Source organism: Mucilaginibacter sp. Mucisp73, from assembly GCF_059491465.1.
The window spans coordinates 6,451,334-6,473,304 of the sequence record NZ_CP168507.1; the positions used below are offsets into that span (position 1 = coordinate 6,451,334).

The 21,971-nt window shown below is 44.7% G+C and carries 16 protein-coding genes, 2 tRNA genes and 2 rRNA genes; 17 read left to right on the top strand and 3 right to left on the bottom strand.

The features are described 5' to 3' along the window. Positions 1-144: 144 nt before the first annotated feature. A complete protein-coding gene (tsaD, locus tag ACEN82_RS26875) occupies positions 145-1,182 on the top strand; it encodes a tRNA (adenosine(37)-N6)-threonylcarbamoyltransferase complex transferase subunit TsaD (protein WP_413321478.1) in 1,038 nt (345 codons plus the stop codon). An 81-nt stretch (positions 1,183-1,263) separates the two neighbouring features. Next, on the top strand, positions 1,264-1,449 hold the full coding sequence (locus tag ACEN82_RS26880; protein WP_090534570.1) for a hypothetical protein: 186 nt from the start codon (positions 1,264-1,266) through the stop codon (positions 1,447-1,449). Between the two features lie 30 nt (positions 1,450-1,479). Here the strand turns inward: ACEN82_RS26880 and ACEN82_RS26885 are convergent, their stop codons facing one another. After that, entirely contained in the window at positions 1,480-1,806 is a 327-nt protein-coding gene (locus tag ACEN82_RS26885; RefSeq protein ID WP_413321477.1) for an MmcQ/YjbR family DNA-binding protein, read from the bottom strand. A 104-nt stretch (positions 1,807-1,910) separates the two neighbouring features. On the opposite strand from ACEN82_RS26885, the gene ACEN82_RS26890 reads away from it, so the two are divergent. From ACEN82_RS26890 to ACEN82_RS26935, 10 genes are all read left to right on the top strand, one after another. After that, on the top strand, positions 1,911-2,525 hold the full coding sequence (locus ACEN82_RS26890; RefSeq protein ID WP_090534575.1) for a class I SAM-dependent methyltransferase: 615 nt from the start codon (positions 1,911-1,913) through the stop codon (positions 2,523-2,525). Positions 2,526-2,700: 175 nt separating this feature from the next. Next, a complete protein-coding gene (locus ACEN82_RS26895) occupies positions 2,701-3,264 on the top strand; it encodes an adenylyl-sulfate kinase (RefSeq protein ID WP_413321476.1) in 564 nt (187 codons plus the stop codon). A 7-nt stretch (positions 3,265-3,271) separates the two neighbouring features. Next, a complete protein-coding gene (locus ACEN82_RS26900; protein WP_413321475.1) occupies positions 3,272-4,150 on the top strand; it encodes a sulfotransferase in 879 nt (292 codons plus the stop codon). 243 nt (positions 4,151-4,393) lie between these two features. Beyond that, entirely contained in the window at positions 4,394-6,841 is a 2,448-nt protein-coding gene (locus tag ACEN82_RS26905; protein WP_413321474.1) for a TonB-dependent receptor domain-containing protein, read from the top strand. A 132-nt stretch (positions 6,842-6,973) separates the two neighbouring features. Then, positions 6,974-7,654: a porin family protein gene (locus ACEN82_RS26910; RefSeq protein WP_413321473.1), complete on the top strand. Its 681-nt coding sequence runs from the start codon at positions 6,974-6,976 to the stop codon at positions 7,652-7,654. A 121-nt stretch (positions 7,655-7,775) separates the two neighbouring features. Then, positions 7,776-8,735: a zinc-dependent alcohol dehydrogenase family protein gene (locus ACEN82_RS26915; protein ID WP_413321472.1), complete on the top strand. Its 960-nt coding sequence runs from the start codon at positions 7,776-7,778 to the stop codon at positions 8,733-8,735. A gap of 85 nt (positions 8,736-8,820) precedes the next feature. Continuing rightward, complete coding sequence (locus ACEN82_RS26920; RefSeq protein ID WP_413321471.1) at positions 8,821-9,654, top strand: universal stress protein; 834 nt, start codon at positions 8,821-8,823, stop codon at positions 9,652-9,654. Positions 9,655-9,901: 247 nt separating this feature from the next. Next, positions 9,902-11,389 (top strand): alpha-amylase, encoded by a 1,488-nt coding sequence (locus ACEN82_RS26925; RefSeq protein WP_413321470.1) that lies wholly within the window; start codon positions 9,902-9,904, stop codon positions 11,387-11,389. 57 nt (positions 11,390-11,446) lie between these two features. Then, a complete protein-coding gene (locus ACEN82_RS26930) occupies positions 11,447-11,746 on the top strand; it encodes a GNAT family N-acetyltransferase (protein ID WP_413321469.1) in 300 nt (99 codons plus the stop codon). 3 nt (positions 11,747-11,749) lie between these two features. Beyond that, positions 11,750-12,601, top strand: coding sequence for an NAD-dependent epimerase/dehydratase family protein (locus ACEN82_RS26935; protein WP_413321468.1), 852 nt, complete (start codon positions 11,750-11,752; stop codon positions 12,599-12,601). Between the two features lie 94 nt (positions 12,602-12,695). On the opposite strand, the gene ACEN82_RS26940 is transcribed toward ACEN82_RS26935, so the two are convergent. Both ACEN82_RS26940 and ACEN82_RS26945 read right to left on the bottom strand, forming a co-directional pair. After that, complete coding sequence (locus ACEN82_RS26940) at positions 12,696-13,463, bottom strand: SDR family NAD(P)-dependent oxidoreductase (protein WP_413321467.1); 768 nt, start codon at positions 13,461-13,463, stop codon at positions 12,696-12,698. A 177-nt stretch (positions 13,464-13,640) separates the two neighbouring features. Beyond that, positions 13,641-15,356: an IlvD/Edd family dehydratase gene (locus ACEN82_RS26945; protein ID WP_413321466.1), complete on the bottom strand. Its 1,716-nt coding sequence runs from the start codon at positions 15,354-15,356 to the stop codon at positions 13,641-13,643. A gap of 128 nt (positions 15,357-15,484) precedes the next feature. Between ACEN82_RS26945 and ACEN82_RS26950 the strand changes: the two genes are divergently transcribed. The 5 genes from ACEN82_RS26950 (at position 15,485) to ACEN82_RS26970 (ending at position 21,901) form a co-directional block, all read left to right on the top strand. After that, positions 15,485-15,943 (top strand): hypothetical protein, encoded by a 459-nt coding sequence (locus tag ACEN82_RS26950; RefSeq protein WP_413321465.1) that lies wholly within the window; start codon positions 15,485-15,487, stop codon positions 15,941-15,943. Positions 15,944-16,763: 820 nt separating this feature from the next. Next, a 16S ribosomal RNA gene (locus ACEN82_RS26955) occupies positions 16,764-18,284 on the top strand. Between the two features lie 212 nt (positions 18,285-18,496). Next, positions 18,497-18,571: transfer RNA gene (locus tag ACEN82_RS26960), tRNA-Ile, on the top strand. 97 nt (positions 18,572-18,668) lie between these two features. Then, positions 18,669-18,742, top strand: a tRNA-Ala gene (locus ACEN82_RS26965). A gap of 279 nt (positions 18,743-19,021) precedes the next feature. After that, positions 19,022-21,901 (top strand): 23S ribosomal RNA (locus ACEN82_RS26970). The 16S and 23S rRNA genes sit together here with 2 tRNA genes alongside, the layout of an rRNA operon. Positions 21,902-21,971 lie beyond the last annotated feature (70 nt).

Here is a 21,971-nt window from a genome sequence, read left to right on the forward strand (position 1 = left end):
TTTGCACCTTTAATTAGTGAGTTAGCGAAATAATGAGTTGGTGAATTTTCCTCTATCCCTATACAATTAGTAAGGGGGATTGGTTTGCTTCTCATTAATAAATCACTAATTCACTAAATCAGTAAATCAATAATTAATAAACACGTGCCCGTAATTTTAGGAATCGAATCATCATGTGATGAAACCTCAGCTTCGATTTGTGTTGATGGCGTGATCATGAGCAATGTTATTGCCAATCAAACCATACACGAGGCCTATGGAGGCGTGGTCCCCGAGTTAGCCTCAAGGGTTCATCAGCAAAATATTGTTCCGGCTGTTCAGCAGGCGTTATTAAACGCAAAAGTAAGCAAAAATGATATTGATGCGGTAGCTTTTACACGCGGCCCCGGACTTTTAGGTTCTCTTTTAGTGGGCGTATCATTTGCCAAAGCTTTCGCACTGGCAAAAGGCATCCCGCTTATTGATATCAACCATATGCAAGCGCATATCCTGGCGCATTTTATAGGCGATAAAAACCCGTCGTTCCCTTTCCTTTGCCTTACCGTATCTGGCGGCCATACGCAAATTGTACTGGTGAAGGATTATTTTGATATGGAGATCATAGGGCAAACCCTTGACGATGCCGCCGGCGAAGCCATGGATAAAACCAGTAAAATTTTAGGCTTGCCTTATCCCGGCGGACCTCTCATTGATAAATATGCACGCCGGGGAAACCCTGATGCTTATAAGTTCCCCGAGCCGCAGATCCCGGGATATGATTTTAGCTTTAGCGGCCTGAAAACTTCCATTCTGTATTTTATCCGCGATAACGTAGCTCAAAACCCTGATTTTGTTAGCCAGAACATGGCCGATATTTGCGCATCTGTAGAAAAACGGATTGCTACCATCTTGCTTAACAAACTGCAAAAAGCGGCACAGGCATATGGCATTAAAGATATAGCTTTGGCGGGTGGCGTATCGGCCAATACAGGCTTGAGGTTAGGACTGCAGGCCATGGCCGAACAAAATGGGTGGAACAGCTTTATCCCTAAAATGGAATACTGTACTGATAATGCCGCCATGATTGCCATAGCAGGCTATCATAAATTCCTTAAAGGCGAATTTGTAGGACAGGACGTTGCTCCGATGGCGAGGATGGCGTTTGCCCCCCAGCCCCCTAAAGGGGGAGCTATGGTGGAGTAATTTAACGTACAGATTACAGGCAGATTGGCATTTCAAATAAATAACACATTAAAACTCCCCCTTTAGGGGGCTGGGGGGCATATGAACGCATCAGGATATATTTTTTACATTGTTTTTGTTATTCCATTAATAGCTGCTATGGTTTGGCTTATGCGCCAGGACAAGAAAAAAGGGAAGATCGGGCTTGTAGTGCTGGCGGTTTTAGTAGTAGGAGTTTTGATTTATGTTTATCTTAACCGGGAAGCGCTGAACGGCGTAAGGCCCTAAGGAGGATAAGCCTGTTTGTTGATAATCGGCTTAGCCACTCTTTATCATCTCTTCATATTCCCTGATCAGCTTTTTGGTGGCCCTTGCAAGGTACGCTGTTATTAACAGGTGCTTCAGATCGCCGGGTGATACAGTTTCGAGGCTCACCAGCATGTATTTGTAATTTTGATAATGCGGAGTGATGAAAAAGGTATGCGGATCAAGCGCTATCCATTTTTCGCGCTCGGTGGTGTAAATAGCCAGTTGCTCATCCTTTTCATGTATGTTGGCGAAGATCTTATCATTAACATAAAACGCAGGATGCTCAAAGTGCATTTTGGTGGTAACGCCCGGGAGCGGAAGCAATGTGCTTTTCATAAACTGCAGAAATATTTGCATATCGGTAGCCATACTTAAAGTTAATAAGTTTTCTCCATGGCATCCAATAAAACAGTAATTTCGGATGTAAAACAGGACTGGCCATGAACAGCAATAACCTCCGGAAATTATACGGCAATATCGATATCTATTTATTCGACCAGTTATTAAAAGGACGTTTTGACGATTGCCGCACTATACTTGACGCAGGCTGCGGCAACGGGCGAAACATAACTTATTTTTTGCAAAACGGCTTCAAGGTTTATGGCATTGATCAAAGTGAGCATGCTGTTGAACTGGCCAAACGGCTATCTGCCGATCTGTGCCCAGATCATTCGCCCGATAATTTTAAGCTTGCTCCTGTTGAGGGCCTGCCTTTTGATGACGGGCAGTTTGACCTGGTAATTTGCAGTGCCGTGCTGCATTTTGCTAATGATGCCGAACATTTTGACAATATGGTACGCTCACTATGGCGCGTACTGAAACCAGGAGGTTATTTCTTTGCAAGGCTTGCATCTGATATCGGCATTGAAACATTGGTACAGCCTTTGGGTAATTACCGCTACCTGCTGCCCGATGGCTCCGAACGGTTTTTGGTAAATGAAGAGATCCTGCTTGAATATACCCGCGAGCTGGGCGCACAGCTTTATGAACCTATAAAAACCACCAACGTGCAAAACCTGCGCTGTATGACAACCTGGTGCATGCAGAAGCAGTAACCATAATTAATTGCTGAAGTTTTCTCTCCGTCTACATCATTTTGCTGTTCATCGATACAATATTGCCATGTATCGACACAGTAAGTGTTAACAACAATTTCGTCCGAAATATTTGCGTTAAGCTTTCAATAATGGTTTACACAACAATTATTATTAACGCTTAACACACCACCTTATGATTATTCTGCTTTGCGGGTTATCCGGATCAGGTAAAACCACCCTCGCTCAACATGTTAAAATGAGGTTATCTGATACCGATATCCCTGTTGAAATTATTGATGCTGATGTATACCGTCAAAAGCTGTTTCCTAACCTGGGTTACACTAAGGAAGAACGTTTTGAAAATATCCGGAGGCTTGGTTTTATAGCCGGTAAATTATCCGGACATGGCGTTGTAACCATCATCAGCGCTATAAACCCATATGATGTGGTCCGCCGCGAGCTGATGGCTACTTATCCTGATGTAAAGCTGATCCATATCGATTGTCCCTTAAAAACACTGTTGCAAAGGGATACCAAAGGACTTTACAAGCGCACGTTATTGCCCGAAGGCCATCCGGACAAGGTAACTAACCTAAGCGGTGTTAATGACCCTTTCCAAATCCCGTCGTCGCCTGATTTGTATATCAACACCCATATTACCAGGCAGACCGAGGCAACCGAAATGTTGGCAGGTTTTATTCTTGACAACTATCAGCAGGAGCAAATTAAGCAACTACAGCCGGGTGGCCGTTATTAACCAAGGCATGATCAATACAACAGTTAAATTCACGCCCCGGCAAACGTTAATTATTGCGGGGATGCACCGTTCGGGTACATCGCTTATAACCAACTGGTTAAGCCGCTGCGGCCTGCAAATTGGCGAACGCTTATGCGGTAGCGGTACAGGCAATGTTGATGGCCACTTTGAAGATCTGGAGTTTTTGAAGCTGCATGAAGAGATCCTTGATCGTAACAGTTTAGAAGTATCGGGGCTAACCGATACCCGGGATATTGAGGTGCCGCTTTATCAACTTGAAAAGATGAAGGCGGTAATTGGCATTAAACAGCAGCTTTATGAGCAATGGGCCTGGAAAGACCCGCGCACCTGCCTTTTTTTGGATACTTATGCCAAGCTGTTGCCAGGCGCCAGGTACCTGGTAGTTTTGCGTAATTACCAATCGGTGGTTAGTTCATTACTCAGGCGCGATTTTGTATCCGTTGATCAAAAGTATATGGCCCGTAATTATATTCAGCGCCAAGTGTGGACTCATTTCAGACGGCCACGCAGGTTGAAAGCATTTTACCACGACCATGCCGAAAGCTATTTAAAAGTATGGATTAATTACAATGAAGCAATATTGAACATGCTTAAAAAGCTGCAGCCCGATGATTACCTGGTAATTAACTATTCGCAATTGCTTGAAAACGACAGCGAAGTTTTTTCGTTTTTAACCGGCAAATGGAAGTTTGCACTCAATTATTTTGATTTCAAGGATGTGTACAAGCAGGAGTTGATGAACAAAGCAGATGATATCAGCGAGTTTGTTACCGATAAAACATTGCTGATAAAAGCAACCTACCTGCTGAAACGTTTGGGCAGCTATATGCGGGGCAGTGAAAGTTTTCCGGGGAGGGAGGGGTAGTTTTTTAGCTTGCCTGATATTGTAGTTGCTGGAGATCTTCTTAAAAACCTCTTCTAAATATTCTCATATTCCCAATTAATTCAGAGCCATTACCTTGCATAGTTAAGGATTCCCTTTTTAAAACCTTATTTGTAATTAATCTAAATAAATATAACTTTGCGCCAAATCCGGGTTGCAGGTTATTAAATTTTGTGGCTCGATTAATACTGCTGATCCTTCAATCAATTCATTATTAAGTAAAATATGCATTTTACACTTACCCCTAATCTTGCTTCCGGCAAGCCGGCCATATCAAATGTATCTTCAACTATTAAAATAGTGATCAAAATAGCTTTTAGCTTTATACTGGCGATGCTGTTTTTTAACTATAATGCAACTGCGCAAACCGGCACAGGAACTGTAAAGGGTACCGTGAAAACCGCTGATGGTAAGGCTGCTGAGTATGTCAACATAGTTTTAACCAATACTAAGTTTGGTGCTACTGCCGGGCAAAGCGGCCACTTTACTATAAAAAACGTTCCCGCAGGTACATATACCGTTGTTGCAAGCTTTATTGGCCTGGTATCTCAAACCAAAGAGATTACTGTTAGTGCAGGTGAAACCACCACAGTAGGTTTTGTTTTAACCGAAGGGGCAAAAGACCTGCAAGAGGTGTACGTTAAAAGCGCCAGGCACAACAAATTCCTGAAGAAAGAAACTGAAGATGTTGCCCGCCTGCCGCTGAAAAACCTTGAAAACCCGCAGGTATACAGTGTAGTTACCAGCGAACTGATGAAAGAGCAGATCGTAATCAGCTATGCAGACGGTTTTAAAAATATCCCGGGTACGGGTGTGCCATTAGTATATAATAACGGGCGTACTACCTTGTTATCAAGAGGTTTTGTTACCGGCAACTTTATCCGTAACAGTGTAGCAGGTTATAACTTTAACAGCATCGACCCTGCCGATATTGAAAAGATAGAAGCTATAAAAGGCCCTACCGGTACACTGTTCAATAGCAGCCTGGCTTCGTTTGGTGGTTTATTTAACCGCGTTACCAAACAACCTAATGAAACGCCGCGTACCGAAATTGCTTACCAAACAGGCAGCTTTGATCTCAACCGCCTTACGGCCGATGTTAACATGCCTTTAAATAAGGATAAAACGGTGCTGTTCCGCGTGAACGCGGCATTGCACAATGAGCATAGTTTCCAGGACGCGGGCTTTAATCGTGGTTTTTTTGTAGCCCCCAGCATAACCTACATCGTTAATGATCGTTTATCGGTTGATGTTGACGCCGAAATAGGTAACTCGAACGCTACTTCGGCCTACAGGCTTGCCCCGGATATCAAAGGAAAGACCTATAATGTTAAAGATCTCGGCATCGACTATAAACGTTCTTTCGGTAACAATAGCGTTGATTACCTGAGCAGGCAAATTGATCTTTATTCATTGATCAATTACAAGATCTCGGATCACTGGAAATCGCAAACCATGTTCAATAAAACCTTTTCAACTACCAAGGGCATGGTTACCGCGTTTACCCTTGTCGATAGTAGCAAGCAGATAAAACGGCAGGTTACCCAGGAAGATTATCCTTATTATATCACCAACGTACAGCAAAATTTTATAGGCGATTTTAAAATCGGTCAGTTCCGTAACCGCATTGTTGCAGGTTTAGAGTATTATAATCAAAAAAGCAATAATACCAACGTTACCGTAAGCACAGCGGCAATCAATTACCTTAACCCGGGAGCAGCTTATAATAGTTTTACGGCAGACAAAGTTTCGGCACTTGTAGCCGCCGCGGCTCCCAAGCCCGGCGATTATGTTCAAAACAACCAAAGCTCTTACGCGGCCTATGTATCGGATGTGTTTAATATTACCGAACGGCTGAATGCCATGGCCAGCATCCGTATCGACAGGTTTGTTAACAAAGGCACTTATACACCTGCCGATGGTAAAACCACCGGCAATTTCGGTCAAACGGCATGGTCGCCCAAATTTGGTTTGGTTTACCAGGTGGTTAAAGACCAGGTATCGTTATTTGGTAATTATATGAATGGTTTTAATAATGCTACTCCCACAGCTACAAGCTTTGATAACTCAACCTTTAAGCCCCAATATGCCAACCAATGGGAAGGCGGTATAAAGGCCGACATCTGGGATCATAAAATCAGCTCGACAGTTAGTTACTATAATATTTCTGTGACTAATACCATAATGGATGATCCGGCGCATACTGGATTTATTACACAGGCAGGCACCCAGTTAAGCAAGGGCATCGAGGCCGAAGTGATCGCCAATCCTTTGAGCGGCTTCAATATCGTCGCCGGTTTTGCTTATAACGATAGTAAAATTACCAATGCAGCACCTGGTGCTGCCAGTATTCTGGGCTTGCGTCCGGCCAACTCCGGCCCGGCAAGGTTGGCCAACCTATGGATGAGTTACCGAATTACCCATGGTAAAATTCAGGGTTTGGGTTTTGGAGTGGGCGGCAACTACGGAAGTGATTCATACCAAACCAATACCGCAACGTTTAAATTCACCATACCGTCATATACCACGGTTGATGCTACTGTATTTTATGATCAGCCTAAATTCCGCATAGGCTTTAAGCTGGACAACCTGACTAACGAAAAATATTGGTCGTTCCGTTTGGCGCCACAAAACCCAACTCGCGGTACATTAAGCATGAGCATTAAGCTTTAAAAATAATCGCATACAATTATAAAAGGCTTACCTCAATTAAGGGTAAGCTTTTTTTATCGCTAAAATTTATTGTTGAATGTCGCATCCCGGTGCATTTTTTCGTATCCCTTCTAAACCATACTTTACACAAACATGAAATTACATTTAACCTTGTCGTCCCTGCTATTATTGGCATGTTTTAAATTGTCCGCACAAACAAACGCTATTCAATTTGGCATCAGGGCGGGCGTAAGCGGCACCTGGTTATCCCGGACGCCCGGCACGGATGTGCAGATCCGCGATGCCGAAAAAAGCGGGTCCGGCTATTTCGCCGGGGCTTTTGCCAGCTTTAATGTCAACAGGTTTTCGTTGCAGCCGGCTATTATTTTCAATTCATTAAGCAGTAAAACTACCGAAGAAGTTTTAAGCGGAGATATTGTTTACCGGATGTATGGCAAATGGCGTTTATATTATATCCAGGTGCCGGTTAACCTGGTTTATAACATTCCGGTTCATGGCGACAAATTTTATCTGGGCGCCGGGCCATATATTGGTTGGGCTTTGTCAGGTAGGTTTACACCGGTAAGCAACGAATCGCCGGGGCAATCATCTCCTGCCGACTTTAGCTTCAAAGCCAAATTCGGCAGTGATGACAGGAGCAATTTTAAATCTTTTGACTATGGAGCCAACGTAGTCGCCGGCTTTGAGTTTGATAACGGTTTAATGATTAATGCGGTTCATAATTTAGGGCTTGCCAATATCGAGGTTGGTAATTACCCGTACGAGAAAACCAGGACCCGGAGCCTGGGCATTGCTTTAGGGTATAAATTTTAGTGAAGCTTTTTAGCTCAATTTTGCAAACCAGACCTGCCAACATGCTTGTTTTACCTTACACTCCAAGTAGCAGATGTTAACCTCATTCAAAACTTTCACAGCCGAAATTTGTATTTCAACTATGAAAGCATTGGTTTTTGAGCAGGCAGGCAATGCCGCTGATGTGATACAACTGAAACATTTAGCCTACCCCAAACCGGCTTCCGGCCAGTTGCTCATCAGGGTTAAGGCCTGCCCTGTACACCCGGCCGACCTGCTTTTTATTGCCGGAAAATACCGCTATCAGCCGGTGCTGCCCCAAATAGCGGGACTGGAAGGCGCCGGTTATGTTGAAGAAGCCGGGCATGACAGCATTATCCCCAAAGGCAGCCTGGTAGCTTTTAGCAAAATAGGGGCATGGGCGCAATATGTGGTAGTTGACGAGCAGGACGTGGTATTATTGCCCGATACCTTCCCATTAGCAAAAGCCGCGCAATTATTACTCAATTCGTACACCGCATATGGTTTAATACAAGAAGCACAAGTAAAAAGCGGCGACTGGCTGCTGCTTACCGCGGGCCATTCCACAGTATCGCGCATAGTGATACAGCTTGCCGCCGAAAAAGGTATTTGTGTTATAGCCACCGTACGCGATGAGGCGCAAAAGCAAGAGTTATTAGCTTTAAAAGCCGAGGAAGTAATAGTTCCTGAACCCGGTAAGCTTAAGCAGGTTATTGATGAAATTACCAAAGGCAAGGGCATCAAAGCCGCACTTGACGCGGTAGGCGGGGAGCTGGCTACTGAAATAATATCCTCGTTATCGCCCGGAGGACACCTTATTGTTTATGGTTTGCTTGATCCACAGCCGGCTGCCTACCTCAACGCCGAAGTCGTGTTTAAAAACCTGGTCATTAAAGGTTTTGGTGTGAGGGGATATGTGGCAGGGCTTTCGCTCGAAGAAAAAACTCAGATGATCAGTCATTTAGTACATTCCATTGGCAGGGCCGAGTTTCAGCTTTCCCCATCGGCAACTTATACAGTTGATGAGTTTGCGCAGGCTTTTGCTTATGATAAAGGGGGGAAGGTTTTATTAGCGTTTTAGCTACAAATAGTTGTATTAAATAGTTAAACAAATCGTAAATTTAGCATTAAGCGCACGGGTCTCGTACGTACCTAAATTGTTTGTTATGAAAACTATATTAATACCGGTAGATTTTTCCGACACCAATACCAATGCTATAAAATATGCAGCCGACATGGGTTGTGATATGCCGGTAAAGAAGATTATACTGCTCAAAAGTTATTATACATCGGTATATGAACAAATCCTTCCTTCGCCCGATTTTTTACTGATAAGCGCTGATGATATTGAAAATGAGCGGCAAAAAATAGAAGTTCAGCTTAAGGAACTCATGAAAAAGCTGAAAAACCGCTGCCACGAAAATATTGAGATAGAAACGGTAGTTAGTACTGAGCCTATCGTTAGGGCTATACACAATGTAGTTGAAGATCAGCACCCTGACCTGATGATAGTTGGCGGCGATATGGGGCATGAGTTAAGTATGATTGGCGAACAGATCATCGAAATTGCAAAAAGCAGCCCGGTAAAAGTATTGATTATTCCGCCCGATTGTAGCTATCAGAAAATAGAACAGGCACTGGTACCCTGTGATTTGGAAGCAGTAGCCCGGCTTGGCGTTTTAAAAGGCCTTAACACGTCGCACAGCTGGCTTAACCCAAAGCTGATGCTTCTTTATGTCGATCCAAAGAAAAAACATATTGGCCGGGAGGCCGAATTTGAAGCATCGGTAAAACAACTGGTTAATTGTTATGAATGTAAGCTTCATTATTCGGAGGATAAAAATATTGTACGGGGCATACTTAATTTTGCTACAGAACAGCAGGTACAATTGATCATTGCCCTACCGGGCAAACACAGCTTTTTTTATAATTTAACCCACAGCAGCATAACCGAAGCTTTGTCTTTAAATGCCAGGCACCCGGTATTGATCCTTAAATAAGATTTCTAATCCGGAAATAGCTCTAAATGTGTTAAAACGGGGTATTACAGTGACTGTATCGTCGTGCTTATTGACGAAAGCGGCTGTAATAAACCATTGCCCGGATAATGCCATACAAAACATCCGCCAGATTCATGCCGGGTAAACAGGTTCATAATGATTTAACATCGAGGTTAAGCCGGGATAAAACCTTTCTGTTTATATTTAGTTAAGTAGTCATTTATAATTAGCTTACTTAATTAAAAGCATGGAAAATTTTACAATGCTGCAGTTTTTTGAATGGTATTACCCCGCCGGAGGCAGATTGTGGAATCAGTTAAAAAATGATGCAGAAAACCTGAAGAAAAAAGGGATCGATTCGGTATGGCTTCCGCCGGCTTATAAAGCGGCAAGCGGAGGGCTCTCGGCCGGGTATGATGTTTACGATATTTATGATCTTGGCGAGTTTGATCAGAAAGGTACAATCGCAACAAAATACGGCACCAAACAAGAATATCTCGACGCCATAGCTGCGGCGCAAAAAGCCCAGTTAAAGGTTTATGTTGATGTGGTACTTAACCATATGGGCGGTGCCGATGAAATTGAAAAGGTGAACGCCCGCAAGGTTGACCCCGCCAACCGGAACGAGTTTATTAGCGAGGTTTACGAAATAGGTGCATATACCAAGTTCACTTTTTCGGGCCGCAAGGGGAAATACTCCAAATTTATATGGGATTGGCAGTGCTTTTCGGGTATTGACTATGATGCCTATAAAAAAGAAACGGCCATATTCAGCATCCAGAACCAATATGGCGAAGGCTGGAAAGATGTGCTTGACGACGAAAACGGCAATTTTGATTACCTTATGCTTTCAGATATCGACACCCGTAACCCAAGCGTACGGGAGGAACTGAAAAAGTGGGGCAAATGGTATTTTAAAACCGCAAAATTTAATGGCTTCAGGCTTGATGCCATAAAACATATGGATCATGGCTTTTACAACGAATGGCTTGATTATATGCGCGACGAGTTTAAACATGAGTTTTTTACCGTTGGTGAGTACTGGGCTTTTGATTTGCCTAAACTGTTAGCATATATTGAAGCTACCGAAGGGCGCATGTCGCTTTTTGATACCCTGCTGCATGATAACTTTCATCATGCCTCAAGGGGCGGAAAAGATTATGATCTTACTACCATTTTTGATAATACGCTCTTAAGTGTAAAACCCGAACTGGCAGTTACACTTGTTGAAAATCACGATACTCAACCGCTGCAATCGTTAGAGCAACCGGTAGAGCAATGGTTTAAGCCTTTGGCCTATGCGTTGATCCTGCTGCGTGAGGCCGGTTATCCCTGTGTTTTTTATGCCGATATGTATGGCTCAAAATATACCGACAAAGGTGGTGACGGCGAAGATCATGAAATAGAGCTGCCTGTAATAACCGAACTGGAAACCATGCTTTATGTAAGGAAAAACATGGCCTACGGAACCCAGCGCGATTATTTTGACCACCCAAATTGTGTAGGCTGGACGCGTGAAGGCGATACAGATCACGAAGATTCAGGTTGTGCCGTAGTGATTTCAAACAGTGAGGATGGTTTTAAGGAAATGGAAATTGGGGCCGGGCATGCCGGTAAAGTTTTTGTGGACTATTTAAACAAACATGACGGCGAGGAAGTAGTGATCACCGCTGATGGCTGGGCCGAGTTTAAAGTGAAGGCCGGATCGGTATCGGTTTGGGGAATTAAGAAGTAATTTCTGTTAAACGGGGTGAACATTTTATACATTTGTTCACCCCGTAATATATACGCTATGAAATACGAAGAAATCCCTCTGGTAAATAATGAGGCCATCCACAATTTTGAATTGACTGTTGAAGGCTACCGTGCTTTTATCGACTACAAAAAAAAGGACGATAAAATTTACCTCATCCATACCGAAGTGCCGGTTGAGCTGGAAGGCAAAAGCGTGGCATCGGCCATTGTTGAAAAAACATTCAACTATATCGAACAGAATAACCTGAAACTGGTGCCGCTTTGTGTTTACGTGGCATCGTACCTGAAACGCCACCCCGAGTGGTCCCGGATATTGGCTATTGCGCCCGGTCATTAACTTATGCGCGTTTTAGTAACAGGATCATCAGGAAGATTGGGCGCGGTTACAGTTAACCATCTTCGGATAAATGGGCACCAGGTTACCGGCATTGATATCATCCCGGCCGAAACTACCGATGAACTGATTGATATATTAAATAAAGATGCTGTTTTAGCCATCGCAAAAAACACCGATGCAATTATTCATACCGCGGCAATCCACGGTAAACATTATGAACTCAACTACCCCAGGGAAGCGTTCATCGATGTAAATATTTACGGTACGCTCAATTTGCTTAATGCCTGTATTGCTAATGGTGTTCAAAAAATGCTGTATACCAGTACTACATCTATTTATGGCGATGCGATGGTGGATGCTAACCAGGCTGTTTGGGTTGATGAAGAACTGCCCATTAAACCACGTGATATTTACGATATCACCAAGCAAACGGCCGAACAGCTTTGTAAAGATTTTTTTTACCGCGAAGGTTTGCAGGCATCGGTGTATAGAGTTGGCCGTTTCCTGCCCGAAACGGATAACCTCAAACTAAACCATCGCCTGTATCGTGGCCTCGATGAACGCGATGGCGCCGAAGGCCTTCGCTTAGCATTAGAGCAAACTTTTTCCGAGTTTGAGATCTTTAACATTACCAGTAGTTCTCTTTTTAAAAAGGATGAGCTTATACAATTAAAACAGAACCCTCTCGAAGCAATAAGAAAGCATTATCCTCAGGCTGAAACTGTTTATCTATCAAAAGGCTGGGAGTTCCCAAAAAGTATCGACCGGGTTTATGTGAGCGAAAAGGCTAAACGGTATTTTGGTTATGAGCCAAAGTTTACGTTTGATTATCTGTTGAATAACCTCGAACTGTGATAAGACTTGCGAAATTTTCAAAACTTCGCAAGTCTGTTTCGAAAATAGGACGTATTGTCAAACCACTCACCTAATGAACCCAATCAACCATTCACTAAAAGGGAGAAGTACTAACCGCCGTCCATCCGCCATCAACTACCAAATTTTGCCCGGTAATATGCCTTGCATCTGGCGAAACCAAAAACAACACCGCGTTTGCCACATCTTCAACAGTTGCGGCGCGACCCATAGGGGTAATGCGGGCCCAGGTTTTTTGATATCCGGCATCTTCCATCGTGCGTTCGGTTAGGGTAGCGCCGGGAGCAACAGTGTTTACGGTAATTTGATGTTGTGATAGTTCAACCACCAGGCTTTTGGCCAGCATTTCGAGGGCTGCTTTAGTCATACCGTAAGCGGCAAGGTCCTGGTGGGCCTGGTGCCCCGTAACCGAGGACATGAACAGGATACTGCCCCCGCTTTTTTGTTTCACAATTTGCCTGGCTGCCCTTTGCGCTAAAAAGAAACTGCCCTGCAAATTAACATTCATTACAGTTTGCAGTGATTGGGCAGGGTAATTCAAAAAATCGCCAAACAAAGTGATCCCGGCATTGGCAACGGCAATGGTAAGTTTGCCATAACGCTGTACCGCTTCATCAACCATTTGCTGTATAAAATCAATGTCCGAAGCATCGCCGGCTATCGGGTAACAATTACCGCCGAGCCCGTTAATGGTATCGGACGCCTGAGCAGCCAGTTCCTCACTCAAATCGTTCAATAATACAGCCGCACCGGCAAGACTTAGCTGTTTTGCTATTTCGAAACCTATCCCTTGCCCGGCACCGGTTACTATAGCTACCTGTCCGCTAAATTTATCAGTTATCATTTTTAGGTTGATTAATCTATTGCATTATGTCATTTCGACGAATATGTGTGTTGGGGAATGATCGGGGTGAGGAGAAATCTTATACAAGCGATAATCCAAATGCATGGTGTATAAGATTTCTCCTTACTCCACAGCGCAGTCCATCCCTTCTCGTCGAAATGACATTTTTTTAATCTCTCAATGCGAATCCCTTAAAACCTCACTTCCCGAGCCCCCTCTTAAAAAATCAAGATCAGCCCCAAGATGGGCCTGCTCTACATGCGTTTGGTATAAATAAGTGTATCCCCGTTTGCTGATATTGTTATTTAATGCCAGCTTTGATTTTCTTTCGGCAATTTCTTCATTACTAACCTCAAGGTGCAGTGTACCGGCAGGTACATCAAGTTTAATCATGTCGCCATCCTGTACTATAGCCAATGTTCCGCCGATGGCCGCTTCTGGTGATACATGCAGTACTACCGTGCCAAAGCCGGTACCGCTCATCCGTCCGTCGGAAATGCGTACCATATCGGTAATACCCTGGTCGGCCAGTTTTTTGGGGATCAGCATATTGCCTACTTCAGGCATACCGGGGTAGCCTTTTGGGCCTGCATTTTTCAATACCAGAACGCTGTTTTTATCCACATCCAATGCCGGATCATTAATGCGATGATTAAAATCCTCTATATTTTCAAATACAATGGCCTTGCCGGTATGCTGCATTAAGCCCGGGCTTGCTGCCGACGGTTTCATCACAGCCCCGTTTTCGCAAAGGTTACCTTTAAGTACCGTTATACCCGCTGTTGGGTTAAATGGATTATCAACCGGCGCTATCAGTTCGCGGTTAAAACATTCGCTGTTTTCATAATTACGCAATATAGGGTGGCCGCTTACGGTTATGGCACCGCTGTTAAGTTGTTCATGCAGCTCTTTCATTAAGGCCGGTAAACCACCAGCGTAATAAAAATCCTCCATAAAATATTTACCCGAGGGCTGCAGATTGGCCAGTAAGGGTATTTTGCGGGATGATGTATTGAAATCATCCATGCTTAAATCAACCCCTATGCGGCCCGCTATGGCCAGCAGGTGAATAATAAAATTGGTAGAGCCGCCAATAGCCGCATTAACGGTGATGGCATTTTCAAAAGCCTGCCGGGTAAGGATGTCTGAAGGTTTCAGGTCTTCATGCACCATATCAACAATGCGATTGCCCGATAGGTGCGCTAATACTTTACGACGAGAGTCGGCCGCGGGGATAGCCGCATTCTCTGCCAGTGAAAGTCCCAGCGATTCGACCATGCAGGCCATTGTTGATGCCGTTCCCATTACCGCGCAATGCCCCTGGCTGCGGGCCATGCAGGCTTCGGCAGTATAAAGGTCTTCATCGTTCATTTGCCCGGTTTGATGATCGGCGAAAAAACGCCAGATATCCGATGTTCCGATATCCCGGCCCCGGTATTTCCCTGTTAACATGGCCCCGCCCGATACTACTATGGTTGGAATATTTACGCTGCAGGCTCCCATTACCAGTGCCGGCGTGGTTTTATCGCAGCCGCAAAGCAGCACCACGCCATCAAGCGGATTTGCACGGATACTCTCTTCAACATCCATACTTACCAGGTTTCGGTACAGCATGGCAGTAGGTTTAACCAAAGTTTCGCCCAGCGACATCACCGGGAATTCAACGGGATATCCACCGGCTTCATAAATGCCGTTTTTTATAGATTGGGCTAATTCCCGGAAATGGGCATTGCAGGGTGTAAGCTCCGACCATGTATTGCAGATGCCGATCACCGGTTTCCCCTGCAACTGATGTGCTGGGATGCCCTGGTTTTTCATCCAGGCGCGGTATATGAAGCCATCCTTGCCTTTTTTACCAAACCATTGCCGGCTCCGTAGCGGTTTTTCCTCCATTATAATATAAGATGTGTTGTGTTTTGAATTGGTTGTTTAACAAATATAGATTTCTATAAATCGTTTTAGGCATTGTAAATGAAAAGTTGGCTCTCTTTTTATTTAATTTAGAGAAACAAATAAACCCGATGAATAAAATATTGATAACTCTTACTCTGTTTTTATTGCTGCTGTGCAAAACCACTTTTGCCCAGCATAAAAATGGTATACGCTTCCCACCGCCGGTGCTCGAATTTCAACCACTCACTGAATTTTGCGATTTACCCAAGCAAAAGAATGAATTGGTATATACAAGAGCAGTTTATAGCTATTCGGATTCGAGGTGGAATTTGCATAGTGAAGGAAATAAATGCAGAGCAATAATGGCAAATATGTTCCTTACAGACGAGCAACTCTTAAAGCCCGATTTTTTGAAAGCATTGAAATGGGTACACCAAGATCCTAAAAGCAGATTTTTGATTGTTGATATCATCGGTTTTTTTGAAGATGATCTCTCCGGATGGGAACATGGCATCGGTAATATGGGCGCTAATAAATATCGTTTTATCGTTAAAAACGTTCTGGCTTTCTATCTGGAAACACGCTGAAACGCGTTTTAATATGTTATTAATAAATGTTGATTGTTTATTTAAAAGGAAGTCTGCCATTTTAAAAAAGAATTATTGCCGACTCTTTGCAGTTGGTTATAAACTTTTTCTGTCTGATGTATAGTATGTTAAGAAGATATTAAGGAAAATAGATAGAAATAATTTGGAGAAGGCGTAAAAGGATGTACCTTTGCAGCCCGCAAACGAGGAAATGAGTTAGCGGGTTAGTACATTAAAAGGATAGAAAAGTAAAGGAAAAAAAGATTAAAATCTTTTTTGTGGGAATGAAAAAAAATTCGCACCTTTGCAGCCGCTTCAAACAGGAGCGGTAGTTCATACAAAGGGTAAAAGAAGCGGTGCTGAATAGGGAAAGAGAAGGAAGATAAGCGCTATCAAAACTTTAGAAATAAAAAAATAAAAAAGTTTTGGAAATAAGAAAAGGTTTTCTACCTTTGCAGACCCAAACGGAAGGGTGCTTGAGAGAGCGAAAGAAGTTGAGGCTGAGTGAGTTCGGTCAATAAGAGAAGGAAGAAAGTTAACGATAGTTAATGAGTAAAACAAAAGAGCCGGAAGCGATTTTCGGGGAAATAAACTGACAAGTTGAACCAAGCGAAAGTAAGGTGAAATTATATAGCTGATTCGGATGATGAGGCGAAAAAGTTCTTTTAAGAAATGGAAATCATGTAGCGTAACGGGAGATCAACCAAAGCTAAGGCTGAGGGAGATTGAAGAGTTACAAAAAAGAAGAGAGACTGTATAAAGATATATAATACAGATTCTATTAATTAATAATAGGGTCAGTGGTTAAACAAAACATTTTACAATGGAGAGTTTGATCCTGGCTCAGGATGAACGCTAGCGGCAGGCCTAATACATGCAAGTCGGACGGGATTTGGGAGCTTGCTCCTAATGAGAGTGGCGCACGGGTGCGTAACACGTATGTAACCTACCTTAGTCAGGGGGATAGCCTCTCGAAAGAGAGATTAAGACCGCATAACATATTGAAGTGGCATCGCTTTAATATCAAATATTTATAGGACTAAGATGGGCATGCGCAACATTAGCTAGTTGGTGTGGTAACGGCATACCAAGGCGACGATGTTTAGGGGATCTGAGAGGATGACCCCCCACACTGGTACTGAGACACGGACCAGACTCCTACGGGAGGCAGCAGTAAGGAATATTGGTCAATGGACGGAAGTCTGAACCAGCCATGCCGCGTGCAGGAAGACGGCCCTACGGGTTGTAAACTGCTTTTGCAGGGGAATAAACCTTCTTACGTGTAAGAAGTTGAATGTACCTTGAGAATAAGGATCGGCTAACTCCGTGCCAGCAGCCGCGGTAATACGGAGGATCCAAGCGTTATCCGGATTTATTGGGTTTAAAGGGTGCGTAGGCGGCTTTTTAAGTCAGGGGTGAAAGACGGTAGCTCAACTATCGCAGTGCCCTTGATACTGAAGAGCTTGAATGTACTTGAGGTAGGCGGAATGTGACAAGTAGCGGTGAAATGCATAGATATGTCACAGAACACCAATTGCGAAGGCAGCTTACTAAAGTATGATTGACGCTGAGGCACGAAAGCGTGGGGATCAAACAGGATTAGATACCCTGGTAGTCCACGCCCTAAACGATGAACACTCGATGTTGGCGATATACGGTCAGCGTCTAAGCGAAAGCGTTAAGTGTTCCACCTATGGAGTACGCCCGCAAGGGTGAAACTCAAAGGAATTGACGGGGGCCCGCACAAGCGGAGGAGCATGTGGTTTAATTCGATGATACGCGAGGAACCTTACCCGGGCTTGAAAGTTAGTGAATGTGACAGAGACGTCACAGTTCTTCGGAACACGAAACTAGGTGCTGCATGGCTGTCGTCAGCTCGTGCCGTGAGGTGTTGGGTTAAGTCCCGCAACGAGCGCAACCCCTATGTTTAGTTGCCAGCATTTAAGGTGGGGACTCTAAACAGACTGCCTATGCAAATAGAGAGGAAGGAGGGGACGACGTCAAGTCATCATGGCCCTTACGTCCGGGGCTACACACGTGCTACAATGGATGGTACAGAGGGCAGCTACCTGGCAACAGGATGCCAATCTCTTAAAGCCATTCACAGTTCGGATCGGGGTCTGCAACTCGACCCCGTGAAGTTGGATTCGCTAGTAATCGCGTATCAGCAATGACGCGGTGAATACGTTCCCGGGCCTTGTACACACCGCCCGTCAAGCCATGGAAGCTGGAAGTGCCTGAAGTGCGTAACCGCAAGGAGCGTCCTAGGGTAAAGTCGGTAACTGGGGCTAAGTCGTAACAAGGTAGCCGTACCGGAAGGTGTGGCTGGAATACCTCCTTTCTGGAGCAGTATCTCTGAGTAATTCGGAACTGTTACCTACATGATATTTCTTAAAACACAAACAAAAAGACAAAAGGAAACCCAGAAGATGAAGCCATCTGTGGAATGTGCAAACGAAAGTAAGCACAGGACAAGTGGCAGTAAGCAGTGGCAGCAGCAGTAGGCAGAAAAGTCCTGCAAACTGCAACTGATAACTGCAACTAAAAACAAATAGTCCTGTAGCTCAGCTTGGTTAGAGCACTACACTGATAATGTAGGGGTCAGCAGTTCAAATCTGCTCGGGACTACTGTGCGGCGCAAGCCGCAGGCAAGAAGAGGTTAGAGAATAGAGATTAGGAAAAAGAACTAATCACTGATCAACCAATCTCTGATCGCTCATCTAACGGGGGATTAGCTCAGCTGGCTAGAGCACCTGCCTTGCACGCAGGGGGTCAACGGTTCGAATCCGTTATTCTCCACGATGTTAAGCTTAAAGCGCAAAGCCTAAAGCAGAAAGCCTTCAAAAGCTTTTAGCCTTAAGCATTTAGCTTTCAGCTCAACAAAACGTTCTTTGACATATTGGAAGAAGTAATTGAAAACAAGAGAAAACAACAGATAGGAAGTTGTTTGATTGAGAACCAAGATTACAAGAATAAGGAAACAAGATTAATCTTGCTTCCTGACTCCTGAACTCTTGACTCTGTCGAACGACGGACTAAAATAAAGACATACCTTGCGGCGCAAAAGGCGCAAGAGTAGAAGAAAGTAAGAAAGGGTACACGGGGGATGCCTTGGCTCTCAGAGGCGAAGAAGGACGTGATAAGCTGCGATAAGCTGCGGGGATTAGCAAATATGATTTGATCCGCAGATTTCCGAATGGGGAAACCTAGTTATTTGAAGAATAACTGCATAAATGCGCTAACCTGCCGAACTGAAACATCTAAGTAAGCAGAGGAAGAGAAAACAATAGTGATTTCCAGAGTAGTGGCGAGCGAAATGGAAGAAGCCCAAACCTGTTATGTTACGGCATAGCAGGGGTTGTAGGACCACAACATGAATATTAAAGAGAACCGGAACGGGGTGGGAAACCCGGCCATAGAGCATGAGAGCTGCGTACGGGTAATTGATAGTAGGATAGTGGTATCCTGAGTACCGCGAGGTCGGAGACGCCTTGTGGGAATTTGCCGGCACCATCCGGTAAGGCTAAATACTCCTGAGAGACCGATAGTGAACCAGTACCGTGAGGGAAAGGTGAAAAGAACCCCGAACAGGGGAGTGAAATAGAACCTGAAACCGTGTACTTACAAGCGGTCGGAGCCTGGAAACGGGTGACGGCGTGCCTTTTGCATAATGAGCCTACGAGTTACTCTTCCCTGGCAAGGTTAAGTGTTTAAGACACGGATCCGAAGCGAAAGCGAGTCTGAAAAGGGCGTATAGTCAGGGGAGGTAGACGCGAAACCTTGTGATCTACCCATGGGCAGGTTGAAGGTGCCGTAACAGGTACTGGAGGACCGAACCGATAAACGTTGAAAAGTTTCCGGATGACTTGTGGGTAGGGGTGAAAGGCTAATCAAACTGGGAAATAGCTCGTACTCCCCGAAATGTTTTTAGGAACAGCCTGGCGGTTGAGTTATAAAGAGGTAGAGCTACTAATTGGGTGCGGGGGAGTCAAATCCTACCAAATCCAGATAAACTCCGAATGCTTTATAATATACGCTGGAGTGAGGCTATGGGTGCTAAGGTCCATGGCCGAGAGGGAAAGAACCCAGACCATCAGCTAAGGTCCCTAAATTATTGCTAAGTTGAACTAACGAGGTCCGATTGCACAGACAGCTAGGATGTTGGCTTGGAAGCAGCCATTCATTTAAAGAGTGCGTAACAGCTCACTAGTCGAGCGATCGGGCATGGATAATAAACGGGCATCAAGCAGTATACCGAAGCTATGGATTCACAGTAATGTGACTGGTAGGGGAGCATTCTATTATCCGGCGAAGCAGGAAGGTAACTGACTGTGGAGGGAATAGAAAAGCAAATGTAGGCATAAGTAACGATAAGGCGGGAGAGAAACCCGCCCACCGAAAGACTAAGGTTTCCTGATCAACGCTAATCGGATCAGGGTTAGTCGGGGCCTAAGGTGAAGCCGACAGGCGTAGCCGATGGACAACTGGTTAATATTCCAGTACTTTTTATTACTGCGATGCGGTGACGGAGTAGTGACACTGACGCGAACTGACGGAATAGTTCGTTAAAGGCTGTAGGTATAGAGTTTGTAGTTAAGTACGCAGACTTTGCTGAAAGCTGATAGTACACCGAATCTTCGGACAAGGTGATAGTTCAGGTAATCAGACTTCCAAGAAAACCCGCTAAGCTTCAGGTAATAAAAACCCGTACCGTAAACCGACACAGGTAGTCGAGGAGAGAATCCTAAGGTGCTCGAGTGAATCATGGCTAAGGAACTCGGCAAAATGGCCCTGTAACTTCGGGAGAAGGGGCGCTGGCAGCAATGTCAGCCGCAGTGAAAAGGCCCAGGCGACTGTTTAACAAAAACACATGGCTATGCAAAATCGCAAGATGACGTATATGGCCTGACACCTGCCCGGTGCTGGAAGGTTAAGAGGGGATGTTAGTCGCAAGGCGAAGCATTGAATCGAAGCCCCAGTAAACGGCGGCCGTAACTATAACGGTCCTAAGGTAGCGAAATTCCTTGTCGGGTAAGTTCCGACCTGCACGAATGGTGTAACGATCTGGGCGCTGTCTCAGCCATGAGCTCGGTGAAATTGTGGTATCGGTGAAGACGCCGGTTACCCGCAACGGGACGGAAAGACCCCATGCACCTTCACTATAGCTTAACATTGATATCGGATACAGGATGTGTAGGATAGGTGGGAGACTGTGATCCAGCTTCGCTAGGAGTTGGTTAGTCAACGTTGAAATACCACCCTTTCTGTATTTGGTGTCTAACTCTACAAAGTGGAGAACATTGTTTGGCGGGTAGTTTGACTGGGGTGGTCGCCTCCAAAAAGGTAACGGAGGCTTTCAAAGGTAAGCTCAGTACGCTTGGTAACCGTACGCGGAGTGCAATAGCAAAAGCTTGCTTGACAGTGAGACAGACAAGTCGAGCTGGGTCGAAAGACGGATATAGTGATCCGGTGGTTCTGCATGGAAGGGCCATCGCTCAAAGGATAAAAGGTACGCTGGGGATAACAGGCTGATCTCCCCCAAGAGCTCATATCGACGGGGAGGTTTGGCACCTCGATGTCGGCTCGTCACATCCTGGGGCTGGAGAAGGTCCCAAGGGTTGAGCTGTTCGCTCATTAAAGTGGCACGCGAGCTGGGTTCAGAACGTCGCGAGACAGTTCGGTCCCTATCTGTTGTGGGCGTAGGAAGTTTGAGTGGGGCTGACCTTAGTACGAGAGGACCGGGTTGGACTAACCTCTGGTGAATCTGTTATGCCGCCAGGTGTACTGCAGAGTAGCTACGTTGGGAATAGATAAGCGCTGAAAGCATCTAAGTGCGAAACTAGCCACAAGATGAGACTTCCATTGAGGGTCGTAGGAGACTACTACGTTGATAGGTTACAGGTATAAAGGTGGTGACATCATAGCCGAGTAATACTAATTGCCCGAAGCTTTCTTCAAAGCAGAGATTAGAGGTTAGAGATTAAGAGATTAGTCGCTGCCTCTAATCCAAGACAAACAGATAAACAAC